Origin of the sequence: Snodgrassella sp. W6238H11, assembly GCF_016100525.1 — a bacterium.
Classification (GTDB): domain Bacteria; phylum Pseudomonadota; class Gammaproteobacteria; order Burkholderiales; family Neisseriaceae; genus Snodgrassella; species Snodgrassella alvi.
Map to the genome: position 1 here is coordinate 323,352 of NZ_JACFSH010000002.1, position 21,561 is coordinate 344,912.

Here is a 21,561-nt window from a genome sequence, read left to right on the forward strand (position 1 = left end):
AATAAACACGCTGGTACTAAGTTATGCAGAATAGCATAACTTTCAGTTTGGCTTTTGGCTTTGAATCTATGCGTTTTTAGTGATGCGGGTGTTGCCGGCGCCAGATTTTCGCGCCAATCATAATAAATACGCCAAACAGAAAAGTACACACCAGCCCCATAAAAATAAGCATAATCCGTGCCATTGACATCCGTACGGCAGCATCATCTCCCAAAAACAGCCAGATAAACCATGCAGCCAGTACGACAAACAAAGCAATCATGGCAGTAATCAGCCCCGTCATTTTGCGTGAACCGGGGGTATTATTGTTTTGCATAATAAAGCCTGCTAGAAGTGATGGATAACAAGAGGTTTCCCTTTATGGCTGACAACTTCTGTATCCAGATTAAATATTGTTTGAATATGGTCTACAGTAATAATATCTTCTGGTGTACCTTGCATAACAATCTGCCCGTCTTTAAGAGCAACAATATGGTCAGCATAGGCTGCTGCCATGTTGATGTCGTGAACCACCATAATGGTAGCCAGCCCCTGTTCACTGGTCAGCTGGTGTAATAAACGCATCAGCTCACGTGCATGATACATATCCAGATTGTTAAGCGGTTCATCAAGAATAACATGTTTGGTTTGCTGGCAGAAAGTCATGGCTACCAGTGCGCGCTGGCGCTGTCCGCCGGAAAGTGCACTAAGATAACGCTGTTGCAATGGTTCCAGCTCAAAGCGCTGTAAAGCCTGATCAACAATTTGCTGGTCTTCTGCTGTGATGCGTCCTTGATTATGCGGATAGCGGCCAAACAGTAATAAGTCACGTACGGTAATACGGCTCTGTATGTTGTTCTCTTGCGACAATATAGCCAGTTTTCTGGCTATGGCAGTTGATTTGCTGTGGCTGACTTCAAGTTCATCAATATGGATATTGCCTTCCTGTAAAGGTTGCAGGCGGGCAATCAGCGAGAACAATGTAGATTTACCTGCACCATTGGGACCAATCAGCGCAGTAATGCTTTTATCTGGAATATCAAGATTAATATCGCGGAGAATGGGTGTACCGTTGATGTGGTGGTTAACATTTTTTATGGTAATCATAATGCTGTCAGGTTAAATCGGTGCAAAAAATGGTGATGATAAAAAGCTACTGTTGCAGCTTAGCGTTTGCGTTTTAATACCAGCCACAGAAACACAATGCCGCCGCAAAATTCAATAACCGCACTCAGTACGCCCTGCATACCAAGCAGCTGCTCAAATATCAGCTGGCCGCTGACCAGTACCAGTGCCGCAACCAGAAATGCTGCCGGCAGCCGCAGTTGATGTTTCATATCGGGGGTGCAGGTATTAACCAGTGCACATATCAGTAAACCGAAAAAACTGACCGGACCGACCAGTGCAGTGGAAACTGAAACCAGCAGAGCAATCCATAACAAAATGCTGTGGCTCAGCCGTCCATAGTTAATACCCAGTGCTATAGAGGCATTGCGTCCGAGCATTAGAACATCGAGCTGATAGCGCATCCGCCAGATCCAGACTGTACTGAACAGCATGATACTCATGCCGATAATCAGCATGGTGACATTGACGGAGGTAAACTGGGCAAAATAACTGGTTTGAGCAACCGTAAACAGAGTAGGGTCAATCAGGCGTTGCAACAGACTATTGAAACTACGAAACATGACTCCGAAAATCATACCGGTGAGTATCAGTCGAGCCAAGTCACCGTTACTGTTCCGGGTTAAAGTGCGAAACAGCAGGAGCGAGGCAACCATCATTATGGGTGCTTCGATAACAAATTTGCTCAGCACACTCATACTGGTGAATCCCACTGCACCGAATACAAACAAAGTAATGGTTTGCAGTAACAGATAAAGCGAATCGTAGCCAAGTAATCCCGGTGTAAGAATAGGGTTATGGGTCAATGTCTGGAAAAGTAAAGTGGATACACCAACTGCGTAGGCAACAGTAAGCAGCATCAGCAGCTTTTTACCGCGCAGTTGCAACACAAAATCCCAGCTTCCTTTAACGCCATATGTCATAAACAGAATACTGGCAATAATTAACAGAATACCGAGCACACCGAAAAAACGTGCACCGGAGCGGTGTGACGGCATGGTGGAATTAAACTGCATGTACAGAAGGCTTTCTAAACAGCAAATACAGGAAAATCACGGTTCCGACGATACCGAAAATCAGAGACACCGGTATTTCATAAGGCGGGTCGATAGTGCGGCCGATAATGTCACAGATCAGCAGAGCGTTGGCACCCAGTAGTGCAACTGCGGGCAGATTCTGACGTAAACGGTCACCTGCCAGCCGGGAAATAATATTAGGCACTACCAGCCCGATAAAAGGAATCTGTCCGACTGTTACCACGACAATGGCAGTAATCATGGCTACGGTAATCAGGGAAATCCACATCATTTGTGCATAATTGATACCGAGGCTGGTGCTGATATTCTGTCCCAGTCCGGCAATGGTAAGCCGGTCAGCCAGAAAATAAATAACTAATGTCATCAGACCGGTAATCCACAGCAATTCGTAACGTCCGGCGAGTACTGCAGAAAAATCACCGGCAAACCACACCGCCAGCAATTGCAGGGTATTGGTTTCCACGCCGATAAAATTCACCAGTGCTTCAATAATACTGCCATAGATTATGCCGATTAGCGGAATCATCAGTTGCCGGTGTGCAGGCAGACGCCGAAATAAAAATAAAAACAGCGTCATCCCCAGCAAAGCAGCCAGACTGGCGCAGCTCATTTTGGTCAGCTGACTGGCCTGCGGCAACCAGATGGAGACCAGTAATACCCCAAGTGCTGCACTTTGGGTAGCACCAACCATACCCGGTTCCAGAAAACGATTGCGCAATACTATCTGTAACACCATACCCGCTACGGCCAGTGTGGCTCCGGTGAGAATGATCGCCAGAGAACGGGGTAGACGGCTATACAAAAGCAAAGAACGGGTATCACTACTGATAAACAGATCACCCCAATGAAAAGAAGCTGCACCAATACTAATGCTGATAATCAGTAAAATAGGTAACAGCAAAAAATTGATTGCATTAATCTGAGAGGAACGAAGCATATGACAGAAAAAAATACAGACAACAGGTTTACGCTAATACTGCATATTTATGCAGCATAGCGAAACCTGATTATCGTGAATAAAACTCCGGCTTAGTGTGACATTGCCGCTTTAATATTGGTCAGATCAGTTTTCATTTGCTGTACACCGCCTGCGGCCAGATAAGATGCGCTGCTCAGATAAATAATGTGACCTTCTTTCCATGCTTTAGACTGACGTACCAGATCATTATTCAGTACAGCCTGAGCGGTTTTACCTTCTTCGCCGATGGCAGCAGTACGGTCAATAACGAATAACCAGTCCGGATTGATTTTCTGCACGTATTCGAAAGAGACAGACTGACCATGCGGAGAAGCCGGAATGCTGGTATCTGCAGCCGGTACGCCAACCTGAGTATGAATCCAGCCAAAGCGAGAAGAAGAACCAAATGCTGAAAGTTTGCCGGCATTAACCATCAGAATCAGACCAGTGCCTTTTCCTTTGGCTGCCTGCTGAGTTTCATTAAGCAGATTCTGGATATCATCATGCAATTTTTTCGCTTCTGCTTCTTTCTTAAACAGCTTACCGTAGCTATCAAGCATTTTCATGCCATCGCCAATTAAATCCTGTCCGCTGTCAGACATATCGATAGTGGGAGCAAGAGCCGCGAGTTCATCATATTTCGGAGCGGTACGACCGGCGATAATAATAAGCTGTGGTTTCAGTGCATTAAGTGCTTCCATATCCGGTTCAAATAAAGTACCGGTATTGTTTACCGTTTCCAGAGTTTGCTGCAGATACGGTACCAGCACTTTTTTCGGGGCACCGATAACCGGCACCTTCAATGCCTGTAAATCATCCAGTGTAGCCATATCAAATACCACGACTTTAGACGGATTCTCCGGTACGGTTATTTCTCCGCGGGCAGTATTTATTGTCACTGTTGGTCCGTTAACAGCAGTTGCAGCAGCAGACGAAGCATTACTGGCAGTGTGATTCTCATTGTTTTTTTCACCACAGGCAGAAAGCAGAGACAAAGTTAAAACAGACAAAGCAAGAGGTTTCCAGCAAGATTTAATCATTTTTCAGTATTTCCTATCATTATCGTTTGCATTAATTATACCGCCTGAACAAGGCTAAAGTTAATTTTCTTGAGCAGGTATCTATTTATCAATAAATCTGTGTCGTGTTTCATGATAACTATCTTCATTTTCTCCCTGACGCCAGTAGGGGACAGCATAATGGCGCTGAGGCGGTAATTGCCACTGTGTACACAGCAATTCACGCAGTGACTTAATCAGTGCTGCTTCACCGGCAACCCAGGCAAAGTCATCATCATTCAACGGGGCAAAACTGCTTATATGCTCTACTACAGCAGGAATCTGGCTCAAATCACCAAAAAAGGTATGCAGATGCATTTTTTCAGGTAACGGGAGTGATGCTGGCAGATCTTCTGCCTGCGGTAATAACAGCACAACGTCACCGCTCGCATCTGCGGCAATATCTGCCAGCAGAGATTCAATTGCCGGAAGAGCTGTAATATCACCGGCAAATAAATAGCGTGTCGCTGTTTTCAGCATCGGATTCGGCCCGCCGGGGGAAGAGATTCCAAGAATATCTCCAGCCTGAGCATGCTCGGCAAAAGATGAAGCGGGTCCGGTGTCTCCGTGTTTGACAAAATCAATACTTACCGTACACGTCTGTGCATCATAATTGCGAATAGTATAGGTACGCACAATCGGTTTATTATCCGGCTCAGTCCAATTAAAACCATGACCGGAAAACTGGGGTAATTGCGGTGTTATCTGACCATCCGGTGCCAGAAATATTTTGATATGGGCACCATTATACTGATGCGGATAATCGGTCAGCTCCGGACTATGCAAAACCAGCCGGCGTAAATTCGGGCTCAGATCGATAATATCCTGAACGCGTGTCAGATAAGCCTGATGTGGTGAACGTTTATTCATTTTATTGCCTGATTACTGGATAAAATAATGCCTGCTGCAGGCTTTTGCCAAACAGGCTGCCATGATTTTCCTGCGGATAATGCTCATATCTGATAGTTAAATCAGTTTTTTGCTCTAATTCGTTAATGAGTTTGTTAATCAGACCGGCATATCTGGCTGTATGCTCATTGCGTATGCGAATACGTGCGGCCGCCTGAGGATTTTTCGGTAATTTACCGGCTTTGAGTTTGCTGCTTAAAACCCACAGACTGCTGCCGGAAAAAGCCACCTGACGTTTAAGCATGGTTTCAGCTTCCTGCTGTAACAGATCGCCGTGTAACCAGACGGACGGATCGGCAGCAATATAGTGCTGAAAAAGATTAGGCTGAGTAAACAAAGTATGCATAACCATCAGCCCGCCGTAAGAGTGCCCCCACAGAGTTTGTGCATTGGAATTAATCCGAACCTGTTGATTTACTGCCGGCATAATTTCATTCTGAATTAAATCCAGAAATATATCAGCCCCGCCGTTTATTCTGGTTGAATCAAGAGGATCGGTATTGTCATTGTCCGGCGCAATGGTGTAATCGTAGGTCCGTGCCTGCGCATCAAAGCGTTTATCTGTGGCATAGCCGATCAGTACCAGCACCGGAGGCTGAGGTTGTGCAGACAGTGCCCGCATATTTTCCGGCGTAAGAAAATCCAGTGCAGCATTTCCGTCCAGAATATAGAAAGCAGGAAAACCTCCTGCAGGGACTTTACGTTCGGGAGCTGCTATATAAACCCGGTAATGACGCTGTCCGTCTGCAGAAGTAAACGCAAGCGTATTAAACAGATAGCCGCTGTCTGATTGCTTTAATGCAGCAAAATTAGCTGGTTCATTCAGATTAGGCTGAGCTTTGGCTGTGTTGTGCAAGATTAAGGCCGTAAAAAACAATAAAAGAAAAATAATAATCTGGCGCATATTTAATCTTTCCGTCAGTTGATTGGTGTTACAGAACATATGGAGACAACAGAACGGATGTGCGGTAAGATTTTGTTTCTGCATGGTAAAATTAATCGAATACCAGTTAAAAATATTGCCGGATAAAGTGGTTTGGTTAAAGTACAGTTAGATTGAATAACCTATGTCTGTTTACTTAATAAAGTTGCTTATTATACGTAAACAATAATCATTACTATTTATGATAGTAACTGAAATTGATGGATAAGTCACGGTGAAAAATAATTTGTTTATAAAAAACAGGCTGCCCGAATGGCAGCCTGTTCACAGAAAGCATCAGAAAGAAACTTTCATACTGCCCCATACTGCTCTGCCGCGTTCATTGTATGTATACGCAGTGCCGCGCAGTGTAGAGGCGTAGATACGTTTATTGAATATATTTGACATTCCGGCTCTGATATTAATATTTTTATTTACAGCGTAGCCGGCGGAAATACCCCAGATACCATAACTGCCGATTTCTTCTCCGCTCAAACCGGTAGTTCCTTTTCCTCCGTTACCGATACCTGCCTCAACAGGATTTACCGGTACTGTGCGCGGTTTCTGGCGACCATAATAAGTATAGGTAAGTAATGTGTCCCATTTTTCAGCAGGATTCCAGGCCAGAGACGAATTAATCGTATATTTAGGTATGACAGATAAAGGATTGCCGGTTTCCTTATTTTTGGAGTTAAACATATAAGTAAAATTGTTTACCCATTTCCATTTACTTGAAAAAGGCAGGGTTAAATTGCCTTCCAGTCCTTCTACCAGCGCTTTGCGGGTATTGGTCCATTCAAAATAGTCATATCCGCCCGAGCGAGAGTTCGTGCCAGTACTATCCGTGAATATAATCTGCCGGCCGGCTTCAATCTTATTTTTGTAATCATTGCGGAAATAAGCCAGAGAAGCCAGATAACCGTTTTTATTAAATTCAAAACCCAATTCTTTATTAATACTGGTTTCCGGTTTGAGATTACTGTTACCTATCAGATAGCAGCCACGGCCGCTTCCGGAAGAGGTGGCACAACCATTGCCTTTGCTGTACAGCATATAACTGTCTGTACTCTGGTACAGATTCGGAACTTTGTAGGCACGTGCTATTCCGCCTTTAATCAGCCAGTTCGGATGAAGTTGCCATGACAGATTAACTCCGGGGCTGACATTGCCGCCCGTTTTATTATTGTGATCATAGCGCAGCATTGGTACCAGTTTTAAATAGTCGGTCAGGCTGATATTGTCTTCCACATAGCCGGCCCAGCTGCTTAGTGACGGTGTGTGGTTGGCAGGAGCCGGATAAACTGCCCCGGGAAGAGGTATACGGCGCAGACCATCCGGATCATCCAGTTTATCGTGCTGATATTCTGCACCCATAGTCACCACGTGGGACATACCTAATGTAAACGGAAAGTGTATTTCACCCGTCAGACGTTTTGTTGTCAGTGTACTGTCTTTATAAGTAATATCTTTGCTGCCCAAATCCTGACACAAGCCTTCAGGACCACCTGACAGCGCTTCAGAGCAGTGGCTGTTGGTAGTTTTATCGTATTGTGCTACCAGCTTGCTGTCGCCCCAATCCCATATACCTTCATGAGTCAGTGCAAAACTCTGGCGGTATACTCGGCGGGTTTCCTTACCATATAAACTTTGGGTGTAATCAGTCTGTACATTATTGGGACCATCACCGTTATAACGATTGCCCTGCCGGCTGTAGGTAGTATCCAGTGTCAAAGTTTGTGCCGGAGACAGGCGCCATGCCAGCCGTCCGCCAATATCTTTATTAATCAGACCTTCCTGTCCGGCAGCCAGCGATTTGCTGCCTTTATCATTCGAACGCTGATTAATGAATGGTGAATCCGCATCAGTACTGTTCAGATTGCCATATATGCGGAAGCCGAGTACATCTTTAATAACCGGACCGGACAAATCAAAGCCGATACGATGTGTATCGCCTTCTTCTTTATCTGCCGGCAAATTCATAAACGCATTAATAGAACCGTGAAACTCATTACTGACTTTTTTTGTCACAATGTTCACTACACCGCCAGCTGCACCAGAACCATAGCGTGCGGCAGCTGGTCCGCGAATAACTTCAATTGATTGAATTTCTGCTGCCGGTACCCAATTGCTGTCGCCAATGGTGTCACGCTCACCGCGCCAGCTCATGCGTGCACTGTTGCGCGAAGTAACCGGCCGGCCGTCAATCAGTATTAAGGTATTTTCTGGACCCATTCCGCGAATATCAATCTGGCGTTTATTTCCATGCTGACCGGAAGCAGTATTACCAGTCAGATTAACGCCGGGCATCGTACGCACCAGCTCAGAAATATCATTGACCGGTGTTTTGCGTTCAATATCCTGACTATCAAGTTTAGAAACGCCGAGAGACTGTTTAACCTGCTGTTCGGCGGTGACGTAAATATCGTCCAGCTTTGCTGTATTATCCTGAGCATAAACAGTGCTGCCGGTAAAAAGAATGAACGGAATCAATGCCAGTTTAAAAGAAGGAAAAGGGTGATCAGACATACTATTGAGCTACGAAAAGAGAAAAATTGATAAATCTGCGAATAATAATGAATACCATTATTATTTTCAACTAAAACCGTACTGATTAAACAAAAATACAAATTCATACTTAATCAGTATAATAACTATCGGTACTTACATAATTCAGTTTAATGTGACAAAATTTGACACATTTGGCAAATAATCTATTCAGTGAGATGATGAGAAATGTATATTGATAAATTAAGAAATTAATTTATTTAAAAGAAATTGACAGAAAATTTTGTTTTAGGCTGGATATTCAGCAGAAAATGTAATTTGACAGGCATATCTTTATTAAAATAAAAATACATACAAAGAATTGAGATTAAAACAGAAAATAATCAGCCAAATGAGAAAATCAACTTTTTATATTTTTCAGTATATTTTTTTATTGTTATTGATTACAGGTGTGTTACCTGCGCAAGCAGAAGATTCTGTTTCAAATTCCTTTAATACAACCGGACAAGTAAAATTATTGCCGGTGACTCAGACTTGTACAGGTAAACCATGGCAACATATTGTATGGGTGCATGTGCATGATAATGAAGAAACTGCACGTCAGACCGCATTAATGGCATTAAACCAGATTCAGCAGGGCTGTCTGCTGGATTTTCGCCATGGTGGCAGCCGGGAAATCAGAATACAAACAAATGATGTAAATTATCACTTTGATCCAAATAGAATTTTTACTGAAACCGGTCGGAAAAACGCATTAAAATGTCTGCGCGGTAATTGTGCTCAGGCACGAGAAGAGTTAACTCAAGAGGTCGACAGTTTTCTGAATCAGTATATGATTCACGCCAAATTGATTGTTGCTTTGCATAATAATCATCCAAGTGGATTATCCATACGAAACTATGTGCCTGGTGGCTCAATGGCGCAAGGGATGAGCCAGGTAGCGGTCAGCCCCGATAAAGATTCTCATGATTTTTTCTATGTTACCAGCCAGCGAGCTTTTGAGTTTTTGTCCGGCCGGAATTTCAATGTCGTTTTACAGAATAATCAAACTGTTCGTGATGATGGTTCATTATCAGTATGGGCCGCCCGGCAACAGATTGATTATATTAATTCTGAAGCCGGTACCGGAAATCTGGCCAGTCAGATGGTTATGCTTGCAGCAGTATGGGCGTATATGCAGGAATATTACCTGTAATTTTCCAGATTAAGTAAGTCCGGACAAAGTTATCTGATTTACAATTATATCCGTCGGATATAATTGTCTGACTATTAGTAATAAAAAACTTAATTTAAAAATTTTGTCAAAAAATTTATTAAAAATATACAAATAAATCAATTTATTATGAAATAAAGGTACATATTTGATTTTTTAATCAAAATAAATAAATTTTTGTATTGAATAATCAAATATAATAATGAATATTACATTTGCAAATTAGTCGGAAAATCAATCAAATTTAAACATTTAAAAACATCATGAGTTTACATCACCAGGGTTTTACATTAATTGAAATAATGATTGCAATAGCAATAATAGGGATACTGACTGCCATTGCCGTGCCCGCTTATCTGGATTACAGTGCAAAAGCTCAGCTTGCTGAAGCAGCAGATCTGGCAGGAAACCTGAAAGCGCAGGTTTTAGATAGTTTACAGAACCAAAAATGCCGGGCACAAAATCCATCAGAGTATAGCTATAAAGGAAAATACGGAATTGCAGAGATTACGACAGAATTTCCTGTCGTGAATGCTCAGCATTCTGCTACTGCCAGAACAGGCTGTTCTATTCGATATACGGTATATTCGCAGAATGCTTCATTTGTTCTGGTAAATAAATATCTCGAATTGGATGTACTGAGGAACGGAACATTAAAACTCAATAACGGCACTATAGAACAAAAGTATTTGCCTAAAGCTTTGGTTATTTAATCAGCCGCAGCATCATTGTTGAATTTAAATGAGTCTGTATACAAAATTTTGGATAATACAGATTTAATATTCTTTCGAAAATACATGTTATTTTAAGAAAATGGTATGTGTTTTGCTTTCATTTCTTTAAATATCTGATTTCGTCTGACAATGAAAATATATCTATTAGAAAAAGGCTTTACTTTAATTGAGTTAATGATCGTTATTGCTGTAATCGGGGTACTGGCGGCTATAGCGCTTCCTGCTTATAATGATTATATAGCTCGTACGCAAGCTAGTGAGGCTTCGAGTATGGCAGGGGTATTGAAATTACAAATTTTTGAAAACCTGCAAAATAATACATGTTTTGATTCGGGAACCAATTCTGTTGTGAGTCAGACCGGTAAATACGGTACGGCTACTATTGGTGGTAATGCATCAATATCATCAGGGGCTTCGGCTAATTCGGTTACGGGATGTACAATTACTTATAAAGTAAAAAGTACAGAAGTCTCTGCTGCTATTGCAAATAAAATATTGGTAGTGGATGTTTTGAAAAACGGATCCTTACGTAAAAATAGTGCTTCAACCATAAATAATAAATATATTCCAAGAGCATTTCTAAATATTTAAAATTTAAAAATCAAAATATTATCTTACAGATACATTTTTGTATTTAAAAAATAATTAAATTTTAAAACTTGGCATGAAATTTGCTCCAGTATTATATAAATTGATGTATTAATGAATTTTCAACCGTTTTGTAAGATGGAGAATAATATGAAAGCATTCCAAAAAGGTTTTACTTTAATTGAATTGATGATTGTAATTGCAATTATCGGTATTCTTGCTGCAATTGCCGTACCTGCTTACTCTGATTATATTGCCCGTTCTCAGGCTTCAGAGGCTTCCAGCCTTGCTGCTGGTCTGAAAACTCAGATTATCGATAATTTGCAGAATAATAATTGTATGTCAGGTGACAATAATGCACTTGATACCACCATTGATGAGCAGACTGGTAAATACGGTGTAGCAAAAATCGGTGGTTCTGCTAAAACCGGCAGTCTTTCTGCTAACGCTGCAACAGGCTGTACAATTACATATACAGTAAACGCAACCAAAGTATCTGCTTCTATTGCTACTAAGACCTTAGTATTGGATGTATTAAAAAATGGTTCACTGAAGAAAAATACTTCTTCAACTATGCCTGATAAATATATACCTAAAGCATTCACAATCTAAATATTCAGGAAATGTATACATACAAAGCCGCGGTAGCGGCTTTTTTTTCATTAAGCATATATACATATGAAACGAATTAAGTATGAGTTTTGATAAGAATTTTCCAACAATTATTAAAATAGCAAATCTGTTAAAGTGTTATTTTCCATTACGATTTTGGATTTTTTTATTACTTTATTTAATAATAACCAATGGTTTGTTCTGGCTGGCTCATATTTTTGTTTACTCTGAAAGATATATTATTGTTTTAGAGTATATATGGATTTTGCCCTTAATATTTCTGCGCAGGCGCTGGTCACTGATATTGTTTGCTCTGGTATACACGGTAGTATATATATTTGATATTCTGTACTGGATTAAACAATTTTATCATTATGATAATATTGTCGAGTTTATTGAGATTTTACGTTTTATTCCTCATGCCCCGAAATTATACTGGTTATTTATAGCAATATTTGTTCTGTATTTAGCAATAAGTCTGTTTCTCATACTTAAATATATTGTCCGGCTATGTTCTGGCAGAATGATATGGTCATTGGGCATACTGTATCTGATTTTTGCAGTTTTCTTCTTTGATTATCGCGGGGTCAATCTATCCAATCGTTATCAGACAACTGGCTGGTGGGGAAGTTATTATGAAACGATTCAAAATCTGAAATTCAATCATGAATTTTTCTGGCGAGGTACGGTTAAACCGGAATTTTATGACTGGCCGCACGGCGGTGTATTGCAAAAGCAGATTGATATGCAGAATCCGCCTAAAAAAATATTGTTCATTCTAAATGAGTCGTGGGGAACGTTTATACCTGAACACGGAGCTGTTAATCCGTCTGTTGATGCTCCGTTAATGAATATTCCGAATGTGCAGTTAATTGCACAGGGAGAAAATCCCGCACTGCACAGTACTATTATGGGAGAACTGCGTGAGTTATGCGATTTAAAAGCTAAAAGTTCTAATTTTGTTCTGGGTCCGTTTGATAAATTCAAACAATGTGTTCCTGTACACCTGCAAAAAGAAGGTTATCTGGTTCAGGCTTTTCATGGTTCATATTCTAAAATGTATGACCGTAAAGACTGGTATCCGCATATGGGTCTGCAAAACGCCCGTTTTTTCCCGCAATTCAGTAATATTAAACAATGCCATTCATTTCCCGGCGCTTGTGACTATAATATTGTGCATGATGTGTCTGCCGCAAATAAAGCTGCGCAAGGCAAATCATTTATCTATTGGCTGACACTCGACACTCATCATCCGTATTCTGAAAAGGATATACTTGGTAATTATACTTATGATTGTAAACAGCCGATATTTGACGGCCGGCAGGAGGCATGTCGGAACCTGAACTTACAGCATCAGTTTTTTACTGTGCTTGCCAATGAAATTAAGGCCGGAGGTTTTAAAGACACAGACATAGTGATTGTTGGTGATCATAGCCCGCCAATTATCCTGGATAAATATAAGGACAGTTTTAAGGAAGATTCTGTGCCATTTATTCATGTACGTGTACATTAATGTAGCTTAATTAAAAAAGCCGGACGAATTTTTGTTGTCCGGCTTTTTTTATTTGCTTAGAAAATTCAGTATGCAGTTTATCGGTCAAATATAAAAGTTGTTAATTAATATTAATAGAAATCAGTATTTATCTAAGATTTTCTATGCTCTCAGTTCAATTTTAAATCTCTGATTTTTTTTAAATTCAATCAGCTGATGGTTTATTGGTATGTCTGGTCAGACAATCATAAATGATTTGTGCCATGCGCTCACTTGCTCCCTGATGCTGCCGGATAAAGATTTGTGCACTGGCAGACATCTGCTTTCTTTGCTGTGAATCATCCAGCAAAGCCAGCGTTGTGGCTGCCCAGTCTTCTGCAGACTGAATTTGCCTGGCTGCGCCGGCGGCAATTGCTTTGGGCGCGGCGTCGGCAAAATTATAGGTAGAAGGACCAAACAGAGTAGGGAGTTTGCACACAATCGGTTCGATAATATTATGGCAGCCGCTGTCGACCAGACTTCCGCCTACAAAGGCAATATCGGCACATTCATAGTAGGCAAACAGTTCGCCGATACTATCACCTATCAAGACCTGAGTCTGTTCGGCGATATTCTGGTTATCACTGCGTTTTTGGGTAATAAAATTCAGTTTTTCGGCATATTCGTAAGTTGGCTGAAAGCGTTCAGTATGACGCGGAACGATAATCAGCAGGATATTGCCGGTTTTTTGTTTTACCCATGCATCAAGCAGTAACTGAGCTTCGTCTGTGCCGTGGTAAAAGCGGGTACTGCTGCACACAACTACCGGCCTGTTGCCAATACGCTGTCTGAATGTTTGCGCCAGTTCAGCCATTTCTGCCGGCGGAGTAATATCATATTTGGTATTACCACAGACCTGAATATTGGCAGCACCGATTTGTTTAAGCCGCTGAGCATCAGCCTCAGTCTGGGTGTAACAGCCGGTTAACGTGGCCAGTGCCGGTGCAACCAGTGAGCGTACTCTCAGATAACCATGCAGAGACTTTTCGGATAAGCGCGCATTAGCCATAAACAGCGGAATCTGATTGTCGGCGCAGACATTAATCAGATTCGGCCAGATTTCTGTTTCCATTAATACGCCGAATACAGGCTGGTGATCCCGGATAAATTGTTTAACCCAGGATTTTTTATCATAGGGCAGATAACGGCATTGTGCTTCAGGAAAAAAATGCTGTACCGTGGCACGACCGGTAGGCGTGGTTTGCGTCATCAATAATGGTTTATCCGGAAAATGTTTTTGCAGCGCACGGATAAATTGTAATGAAGCACGTGTTTCACCAACAGAAACCACATGAACCCAGATGCCGTGTTTTACCGGATCGGGATAAGGTTTGCCGAAACGTTCAGACCAGTTAAGCGCATATGCCGGTGCCAGCGCAGCACGCCGGCGTAAATACCTGCGTAAAAAAGGGGGTGCTATCTGCCATAAGATTTGGTATAAAAAATTCAGTAGCATAGGTATTGCTTGTAATGGTCTGTTGCAGAGAATTATAAATTAAAAAAAGCTGATTATCAGGAATGCTTCAGCAAGCATGAGTTGAAAAAGCAGAGGCTGTATTGTGCGGTTAGTGCCATTCTGTTATCTGCGCACTTAAGCTTCAGCCATATCCAGTGCCTGGCGGATATTGACTTCAACAATACGCGAAACACCTTTTTCCTGCATGGTTACCCCTACCAGCTGCTCGGCCATTTCCATCGTCAGCCGGTTATGGGAAATATACACGAACTGAGTCTGTGCCGACATTTGCTGAACCAGATTGCAAAAACGGCTGGTATTGGCATCATCCAGCGGGGCATCTACTTCATCCAGCAGACAGAACGGAGCGGGGTTAAGGCTGAACAGGGCAAAGACCAGACTCATGGCAGTTAAGGCTTTTTCTCCGCCGGAAAGCAGATGAATAGTACTGTTTTTCTTGCCCGGCGGGCGTGCCATAATGGATACGCCGGCGCTGAGTAAATCATCACCGACTATATCCAATCTGGCCTCACCACCACCAAATAAGGTAGGAAAGTAGCTTTGTACTTTTTCGTTTACCGCATCAAAAGTAGTTTTAAAGCGGGTTTTGGTTTCTTCATCAATTGTACTGATGGCTTCTTCCAGTAACGCAATAGCCGCCTGTACATCCGCTGTTTGTGTCTGATAATACTCAGCGCGCTCATGTGCTTCTTCCAGCTCCTGTAATGCTGCCAGATTAACCGCACCCAGTGCATTGATTTTCTGTGCCAGTACCGCAATTTCCTGATTTAATTCCGGTACAGCCTGTTGTGATTGATTAAACAGTTCGGCTAATGCCTCCAGATCAGCCTGATTCTGTTGCAGGGTTTCGTGAAAACGTCTGGCATTCAGCAAGGCTTCCTGTTGCTGTAGCAAAGCTGATTGAGTATCGGCCTGTAATTGTGGAAGCTGGCTGTTGAGATTGTGTTGCTGTTGCTGTATGTGCTGTAATTGTTGCTGGAGCTGTGCAAGCACTTGCTGTGCAGTTATACAATGTTCAGTAGCTGCATCGATTTGGGTATTCAGTTCTTCAGTTTGCAGGGTTTGTTCGTCTTCCATTTCCTGCTCGGCAATACCGAGTGCAAGCTCGCTCTGACGTTCCTGCCAGCGTTCCGTTTCGCGTGCAATACGCTGCTGTTCCTGTGTGGCAGTCTGAATCCGCTGTTGCAGGCGTACTATAGCCATTTCTACCAAACCCTGCTGCCGTCGCGCTTCAAGCAACGCCAGCTGGCTCTGTTTCAAAGTTTGCTGCTGGTTTTGCTGGCTGGCAGTATGATTTTGTAATTGCGGACGCAATTGTTCTACCGCGAGTGTAAGATTTTCAGTATCAGCCTGCGTTTGTTGCTGCACATGCTGTTGTTGCGCCAGCTCACTGATGATTTGTGCGCTTTCCTGCTGAATATGTTCCTGCCGCAGTTGCCCCTGACTGGTGCGTGCCAGTAACTCAGTAGCCTGAGCAGAGGCTGTCTGCCAGCGCTGTTGCTGCTGTTTAAGCTGTAGCTGACACTGATTCAACCGTTCTTCCGTATTCTCAAGGTTGCGCTGTGCCAACTGCATGGTTTCTGCAGCCTGCTGCAAAGGTTGTTCCAGTGCAAGCAGTGCCTGTTGCTGTTCGCGCAATTGCTGCTGCTGTTGCAGCAGACCGGTGCCATTATCTTCAGCATATAGTGTCACACTGATGGCATCAATGCAGTGCCCTTCAGGAGTAATAATAAGCTGTTGTGCCTGTAAATCAGTCTGCCCGAGCAAAGCCTCTTCTAGTGTTTCTGCACAAAATACCTGTCCGAGCCAGTATTGTATGGCTTCGGAAAATGGAGCCTGAACTTCTATATGCTGTAAAAGGGCATTTGTTGCCCATTTTTGCCGGTTGGTTTCAGCTGCCTGATTGACCCAGACGGTTGTGTGTTCTGGCAGAGTATCTCCAGGTTGCAGCTGTTCGGTATACTGTGCCTGTAGTCTGTGTCCGAGGACAACGGTTGTCGCATGCTGCCATTTTTTGGCAACCTGCAAATGTTGCCATAATAAGGGAATATTACTATCGGTTTCTTTTTCAGTACTGCTGCGCTCAGGTTGCGGAAGCATGGCTGTTAACGCTTCTACCTGTGCGCTAAGGGTAAGCTGCTGCTTGTCCAGCTGCCGGTATTGTTGCTGAGCCAGAAGCAGTGCTTCCCGTGCGCTTTCACGCTGCTGTTCATATTGCAGCAGGTTCTCTTCCAGCGTAGTTACAATCTGTTCCAGCTCTGCTGCTGTCTCACGGGCGGTTTCCAGTTCTCCGTTTTGCGGTAAGGCCAGTTGCGTCAATTCTTCTTCCAGACGCTGCCGGCGCTGCTGCAATTGAGCAATGGCCGCTGTCGCATGCTGGTACTGCTGCTGTCTGATGGCCAGTTCACGTTCCAGACGTGCCAGCTCATTTTGCTGGTTCTGACGGGTGCGCTCGCCCTGGTGAGCCAGTTCTTCCAGTTCCGGCATGCGCGCTTCATGTTCCGCGGCCTGTAAAGCCCATTCTTCACGCTGTAATTGCTGTTCTTCCAGCTCTGAACTGGCCGATTCCAGTTGCTGCTGTTGCTGAATATTTTCATTGTGCAGGCGTTGCAGCTCAGTTTGTGCCTGAGTCTGTTCACGAGCAATACGCTGCTGCCAGTCGCGCCGGTGGCGAATCTGTTCTTCCAGCCGTGCCCATTGTTCGCGCAGGCCGGCACGCTGCATTTCAGCTTCGCGTACTCGCTGTTGCTGTTGCTGTTCCTGTTCGCGCAGCTGCTGTAATTGCTGTTCCAGTGTTTCCAGTTGCAGCTTCAGTGATTCCTGTGCATTGCCATGCTGCTGGTAAAGTACTGTGGCACTGTCTGCCTGCTGCAGAGCCTGCTGCCACTGGCTGTAATCAAATAAATTCTGTTTATCGGCTATCTGAGTTTTCAGTTCCTGATAGCGTTGTGCGGTATTTGCCTGTCGCCGGAGTTTTTCTACCTGACGATCCAGCTCGCTTTGTAAATCGGCCAGTCGTTGTAAATGTTCACGGGTATCGGCAAGACGATTTTCAGTTTCACGGCGGCGTTCTTTGTATTTAGACACGCCGGCGGCTTCTTCGATATGGGCACGCAGCTCTTCCGGCCGTGCTTCAATGATGCGGGAAATCATTCCCTGCTCAATAACGGCGTAACCGCGGGCACCGACGCCAGTTCCGAGAAACAAATCGGTAATATCACGGCGGCGCACAACCTGATTATTAATGAAATAAGTAGAATCGCCCTGACGGGTCAGCTGGCGTTTTATCGCCACTTCGGCATATTGTCCCCATGCTCCCTGAAGCTGGCCGTCACTATTGTCAAATACCAGCTCCACACTGGCACGCGGTGCCGGCCGGCGAGTATTGGCACCGTTAAAAATCACGTCCTGCATGCTTTCGCCGCGCAACTGCCGGGCGGAAGCCTCTCCCAGCACCCAGCGCACAGCATCAATCACATTGCTTTTGCCACAGCCGTTTGGCCCGATTACCGCTACCAGTCTGCCTGGTACTGCAATCGTGGTGGGATCAACAAAGGATTTAAAGCCGGAAAGCTTAATATGGGTTAGACGCATAGCAACAATAAAGCCCGGGAAAAGTGCCGAAAAGCGATTATTTTAGCCTGTTTTAAGTAAAAAGACAGTTTTAGTTACCATGAATAACAGCCAGTCCCGAACGGATAACACAAACCGGAGCCGGTTTAACTGTGATTACCGGCATACCCATGCTTATCCAGCCCGTCGATAATCGCACAGTGTGGTGAAGCATCACCGCCACAGCGGTTGTACCAGTTTTCCAGAGTCTCTTTCATGCTGGATAAATCATTAATTTTCTGGTTAAGACGCTGTATGTGCTCGCCTGCCAGTGCTTTGACATCAGCACTGGTGCGCTGCGGATTGTTGCGTAATACAAGCAGCTGGGCAATCTGCGCCAGCGAAAAATCTACTTCGCGGGCATGTCTGATAAAGCACAGTGTGGCAATATCGGCTTCACTGTAATCGCGATAGCCGTTACTCTGGCGTACAGGCTGAATCAGTCCGGCAGCCTCATAATCACGAATGGTTTTACTGGATAAACCGGTTAATTTTTCTGCGGCACTGATATTCATAAGATAAAAATCTGAATTTGCATATGTAAAGCTTGACTCTATCACAGTGTTAAGGTTTAAGCTGTACTTTATCTACTTTTTATTAAACCCGAATCCATAAGGAGACAGAAATGCAAATGGTTCAGTTTAAAATTGACGGTATGACCTGCGAAGGTTGTGCCAAAAGTGTGACATCAGCACTACAGGGCAGCCCGGGTGTGGAAACTGTGGCGGTTAATTTTGCAACCGGTATTGCCGATATCGGCTTTGACGACAGCCTTACTAATGTAGATACCCTCAAAGCCGCGGTTGAAGCTGCCGGTTTTGATGTAGTTTAATCCTCAGATATGCGGCTGGACAACAGAAGGACAGAACCATGGAACAAACTCAGCACACTAACGGCAATACAGCCGAAACAGCGCGCTTTGCCATTGAGGGCATGGACTGTCAGGCCTGTGCCAACCGCATAGAAAAAGTATTGCGCCGGCAGCAGGGTATTATTGCTGCCGATGTAAACTTTGCCAGTGATGAATTACAAACCTGTTTTGACAGTAAGCTGCTGAGTACAGACGATATAGTTCAGATAGTGGCAAAAACCGGATTTAAAGCCACAGCCGTAACCAGTGCCAGTATCGAAGCACTGGCTGAAATGCAGAATGAGGAGCATAAAACGACAGCGATACCGTGGCGTCTGGCAGTTATCTGGATCATTGCTCTGCCTTTTGTTATCGGTATGCTGGGCATGCTGCTGGGACAGCACTGGATGCTGCCGCCATGGTGGCAGTTTGTTCTCGCTTCGATTATCCAGCTTGGTCTGGCGTGGCCGTTTTACAATAGTGCGATTAAATCCCTGCAAGGCGGCGTAGCCAATATGGATGTACTCGTGTCTCTGGGCACGGTCGCTATCTGGCTCTATTCCAGTATTATGCTGTTTAATCATCAGCATGATGCGCATCAGTTTATCTATTTCGAAGCCAGCGTGATGGTAATTGCCTTTGTTTCGCTGGGCAAATATCTGGAACAGCGGACTAAAAAGCAAAGCCTCAACAGCATGAGCATGCTGCTGCAACTGACCCCGAAAATGGTGCGCAGACAAACAGACAACGGCTGGCAGGAAGTACCGCTCAGCCAGATACAGAAAGGTGACATCCTGCAAACTAATGCCGGCAACCGCATCGCTGCCGATGGCATTGTGCACAGTGGTGAAGCATGGTGTGATGAAAGCTATCTCACCGGTGAATCTAAACCATTACTGAAACAGGCTGGTGATAAAGTACTTGCCGGTGCATTACTGAGCAACGGCAGTATCACCTATCAGGCACAGACCCTCGGCAGCCAGACTCTGCTGGGTGACATGATGCAGGCACTGGCGCAGGCACAGGGCAGTAAAGCGCCGATTGCACGGCTGGCTGATAAAGTATCCATGGTATTTGTGCCTGCCGTAGTTGCCATAGCCGTATTAACTTTTATTCTAAACTGGTGGTTTGGTGGTGATTTTAACGAAGCAGTGACCCGCGGCGTAGCCGTACTGGTAATTGCCTGTCCGTGTGCGCTGGGTCTGGCCACACCGGCGGCGATGATGGTGGGTATGGGGCGCTCGGCGCGGTACGGAGTATGGTTTAAAGATGCAGCCTCACTTGAGCGTACCAGTCAGGTCAATACGGTTGTACTGGATAAAACCGGCACCCTTACTCAAGGCAAACCCCAGATTGTTGCTCAGTGGCGAAATCCCGCTTGTCAGTATGAGGCGCAAACTATTCTGCAGCTGGCTGCTGCCGCTGAACAGCTCACCACTCATCCGCTGGCGCAAGCAGTGATTCAGGCTGCTGAACAGCAAAACCTGCCGGTACTGACCGCCAGCAATAGCCACAGCGAAATCGGGCAGGGTACACAGGCGCAGGTAGACGGGTATGGCGCGGTAAAAGTTGGCAATCCTGCCTGGTGCAGTTTCAGCATACCCGGGCAATTACAGCAGCAGGAAATCTGGCAGATTGCCAGTATTGTGGTTGTCGCTATTAATAATGAAATAGCAGGTGCATTTGCCATTGCTGATGCCTTAAAAGAAGATACTGCCAGTGCAATTAAACGTTTACAGCAGCAAAATATTGATATTCATATTATGAGTGGTGACCAGCACAGTGTAGTTGAATACATTGCCAAACAACTGGGTATCAGCTATTATCAGGCAGAAATGAATCCGCGTGCCAAGGCCGAAGCGGTGAGAGCGCTGATGCAGCAAGGCAAGGTGGTAGCGATGGTCGGCGATGGTATCAATGATGCGCCGGCACTGGCCGCGGCGGATGTCAGCTTTGCCATGTATGGCGGGGCAGATGTGGCCACCAATACTGCTTCAGCTACGCTGATGCGCCATTCGGTGACTCAGGTAGCCGATGCGCTGGCTCTGGCTCACGCTACTGTACGCGTTGTTAAACAAAACCTGTTTTTTGCTTTTTTCTATAATATTCTCGGTATCCCGCTGGCTGCAATTGGCTGGCTCAGCCCGGTTATCGCCGGAGCGGCAATGGCGATGAGCTCGATTTCAGTATTGCTTAATGCTTTGCGACTGCGAAAAAGCAGGCTGGACTGAATAATAAATTTTCTGTGCAGGCAGATAAATCGCTGCCTGCATAACAATAAAAATAAAAATATCAGTTTCTTAACCCTACCAAAAAATCTGCAACTAAAGTAGTAGTCTACTTTGGCAATGTATTTTTTTATCTGTCTGATTGTAAATAATTTATCAGATGATAATCAATTGCCGAATATATGATTTAAAAGAATCATAACTTAACGAATAATCAGAAAAA

The 21,561-nt window shown here is 44.2% G+C and carries 18 protein-coding genes; 7 read left to right on the forward strand and 11 right to left on the reverse strand.

The features are described 5' to 3' along the window. Window positions 1-76: 76 nt before the first annotated feature. From H3V00_RS04945 to H3V00_RS04980, 8 genes are all read right to left on the reverse strand, one after another. On the reverse strand, window positions 77-316 hold the full coding sequence (locus H3V00_RS04945) for a hypothetical protein (RefSeq protein ID WP_037475112.1): 240 nt from the start codon (window positions 314-316) through the stop codon (window positions 77-79). Between the two features lie 11 nt (window positions 317-327). Next, the gene (locus H3V00_RS04950; RefSeq protein WP_096765594.1) at window positions 328-1,086 is read right to left on the reverse strand and encodes an ABC transporter ATP-binding protein; all 759 of its coding nucleotides are present in this window, start codon (window positions 1,084-1,086) and stop codon (window positions 328-330) included. Between the two features lie 59 nt (window positions 1,087-1,145). After that, window positions 1,146-2,102 (reverse strand): iron chelate uptake ABC transporter family permease subunit, encoded by a 957-nt coding sequence (locus H3V00_RS04955; RefSeq protein ID WP_198207167.1) that lies wholly within the window; start codon window positions 2,100-2,102, stop codon window positions 1,146-1,148. Between the two features lie 7 nt (window positions 2,103-2,109). Further along, entirely contained in the window at window positions 2,110-3,078 is a 969-nt protein-coding gene (locus H3V00_RS04960) for an ABC transporter permease (protein ID WP_198186271.1), read from the reverse strand. A gap of 92 nt (window positions 3,079-3,170) precedes the next feature. Continuing rightward, entirely contained in the window at window positions 3,171-4,139 is a 969-nt protein-coding gene (locus H3V00_RS04965; RefSeq protein WP_198206908.1) for a siderophore ABC transporter substrate-binding protein, read from the reverse strand. Between the two features lie 81 nt (window positions 4,140-4,220). Then, window positions 4,221-5,027: a siderophore-interacting protein gene (locus tag H3V00_RS04970; protein ID WP_198206907.1), complete on the reverse strand. Its 807-nt coding sequence runs from the start codon at window positions 5,025-5,027 to the stop codon at window positions 4,221-4,223. A 1-nt stretch (window position 5,028) separates the two neighbouring features. Next, complete coding sequence (locus tag H3V00_RS04975) at window positions 5,029-5,970, reverse strand: alpha/beta hydrolase (protein WP_198206906.1); 942 nt, start codon at window positions 5,968-5,970, stop codon at window positions 5,029-5,031. A 315-nt stretch (window positions 5,971-6,285) separates the two neighbouring features. Next, complete coding sequence (locus H3V00_RS04980; RefSeq protein ID WP_198206905.1) at window positions 6,286-8,514, reverse strand: FepA family TonB-dependent siderophore receptor; 2,229 nt, start codon at window positions 8,512-8,514, stop codon at window positions 6,286-6,288. Between the two features lie 412 nt (window positions 8,515-8,926). On the opposite strand from H3V00_RS04980, the gene H3V00_RS04985 reads away from it, so the two are divergent. From H3V00_RS04985 to H3V00_RS05005, 5 genes are all read left to right on the forward strand, one after another. Continuing rightward, window positions 8,927-9,688, forward strand: a complete 762-nt coding sequence (locus H3V00_RS04985) for a hypothetical protein (RefSeq protein WP_198206904.1) — start codon at window positions 8,927-8,929, stop codon at window positions 9,686-9,688. Window positions 9,689-9,969: 281 nt separating this feature from the next. Continuing rightward, a complete protein-coding gene (locus H3V00_RS04990; protein WP_096765601.1) occupies window positions 9,970-10,419 on the forward strand; it encodes a pilin in 450 nt (149 codons plus the stop codon). A 150-nt stretch (window positions 10,420-10,569) separates the two neighbouring features. Further along, window positions 10,570-11,031: a pilin gene (locus tag H3V00_RS04995; RefSeq protein WP_110414402.1), complete on the forward strand. Its 462-nt coding sequence runs from the start codon at window positions 10,570-10,572 to the stop codon at window positions 11,029-11,031. 147 nt (window positions 11,032-11,178) lie between these two features. Continuing rightward, window positions 11,179-11,640, forward strand: a complete 462-nt coding sequence (locus H3V00_RS05000; protein ID WP_025331115.1) for a pilin — start codon at window positions 11,179-11,181, stop codon at window positions 11,638-11,640. A gap of 523 nt (window positions 11,641-12,163) precedes the next feature. Next, window positions 12,164-13,153: a sulfatase-like hydrolase/transferase gene (locus tag H3V00_RS05005; protein ID WP_198206903.1), complete on the forward strand. Its 990-nt coding sequence runs from the start codon at window positions 12,164-12,166 to the stop codon at window positions 13,151-13,153. 184 nt (window positions 13,154-13,337) lie between these two features. Here the strand turns inward: H3V00_RS05005 and waaA are convergent, their stop codons facing one another. The 3 genes from waaA to H3V00_RS05020 form a co-directional block, all read right to left on the reverse strand. Beyond that, the gene (waaA, locus tag H3V00_RS05010; protein WP_198206902.1) at window positions 13,338-14,627 is read right to left on the reverse strand and encodes a lipid IV(A) 3-deoxy-D-manno-octulosonic acid transferase; all 1,290 of its coding nucleotides are present in this window, start codon (window positions 14,625-14,627) and stop codon (window positions 13,338-13,340) included. A 135-nt stretch (window positions 14,628-14,762) separates the two neighbouring features. Continuing rightward, window positions 14,763-18,242: a chromosome segregation protein SMC gene (gene smc, locus H3V00_RS05015; RefSeq protein WP_198206901.1), complete on the reverse strand. Its 3,480-nt coding sequence runs from the start codon at window positions 18,240-18,242 to the stop codon at window positions 14,763-14,765. Between the two features lie 125 nt (window positions 18,243-18,367). Next, window positions 18,368-18,775, reverse strand: a complete 408-nt coding sequence (locus tag H3V00_RS05020; protein WP_198206900.1) for a MerR family DNA-binding protein — start codon at window positions 18,773-18,775, stop codon at window positions 18,368-18,370. A gap of 116 nt (window positions 18,776-18,891) precedes the next feature. Here H3V00_RS05020 and H3V00_RS05025 point away from each other — a divergent pair, with 116 nt between their 5' ends. Together H3V00_RS05025 and H3V00_RS05030 are read left to right on the forward strand one after the other, a co-directional pair. Beyond that, window positions 18,892-19,092: a heavy-metal-associated domain-containing protein gene (locus H3V00_RS05025; RefSeq protein WP_232335929.1), complete on the forward strand. Its 201-nt coding sequence runs from the start codon at window positions 18,892-18,894 to the stop codon at window positions 19,090-19,092. Between the two features lie 38 nt (window positions 19,093-19,130). Next, window positions 19,131-21,341: a cation-translocating P-type ATPase gene (locus H3V00_RS05030; RefSeq protein WP_198206899.1), complete on the forward strand. Its 2,211-nt coding sequence runs from the start codon at window positions 19,131-19,133 to the stop codon at window positions 21,339-21,341. The last annotated feature ends 220 nt before the right edge of the window (window positions 21,342-21,561 follow it).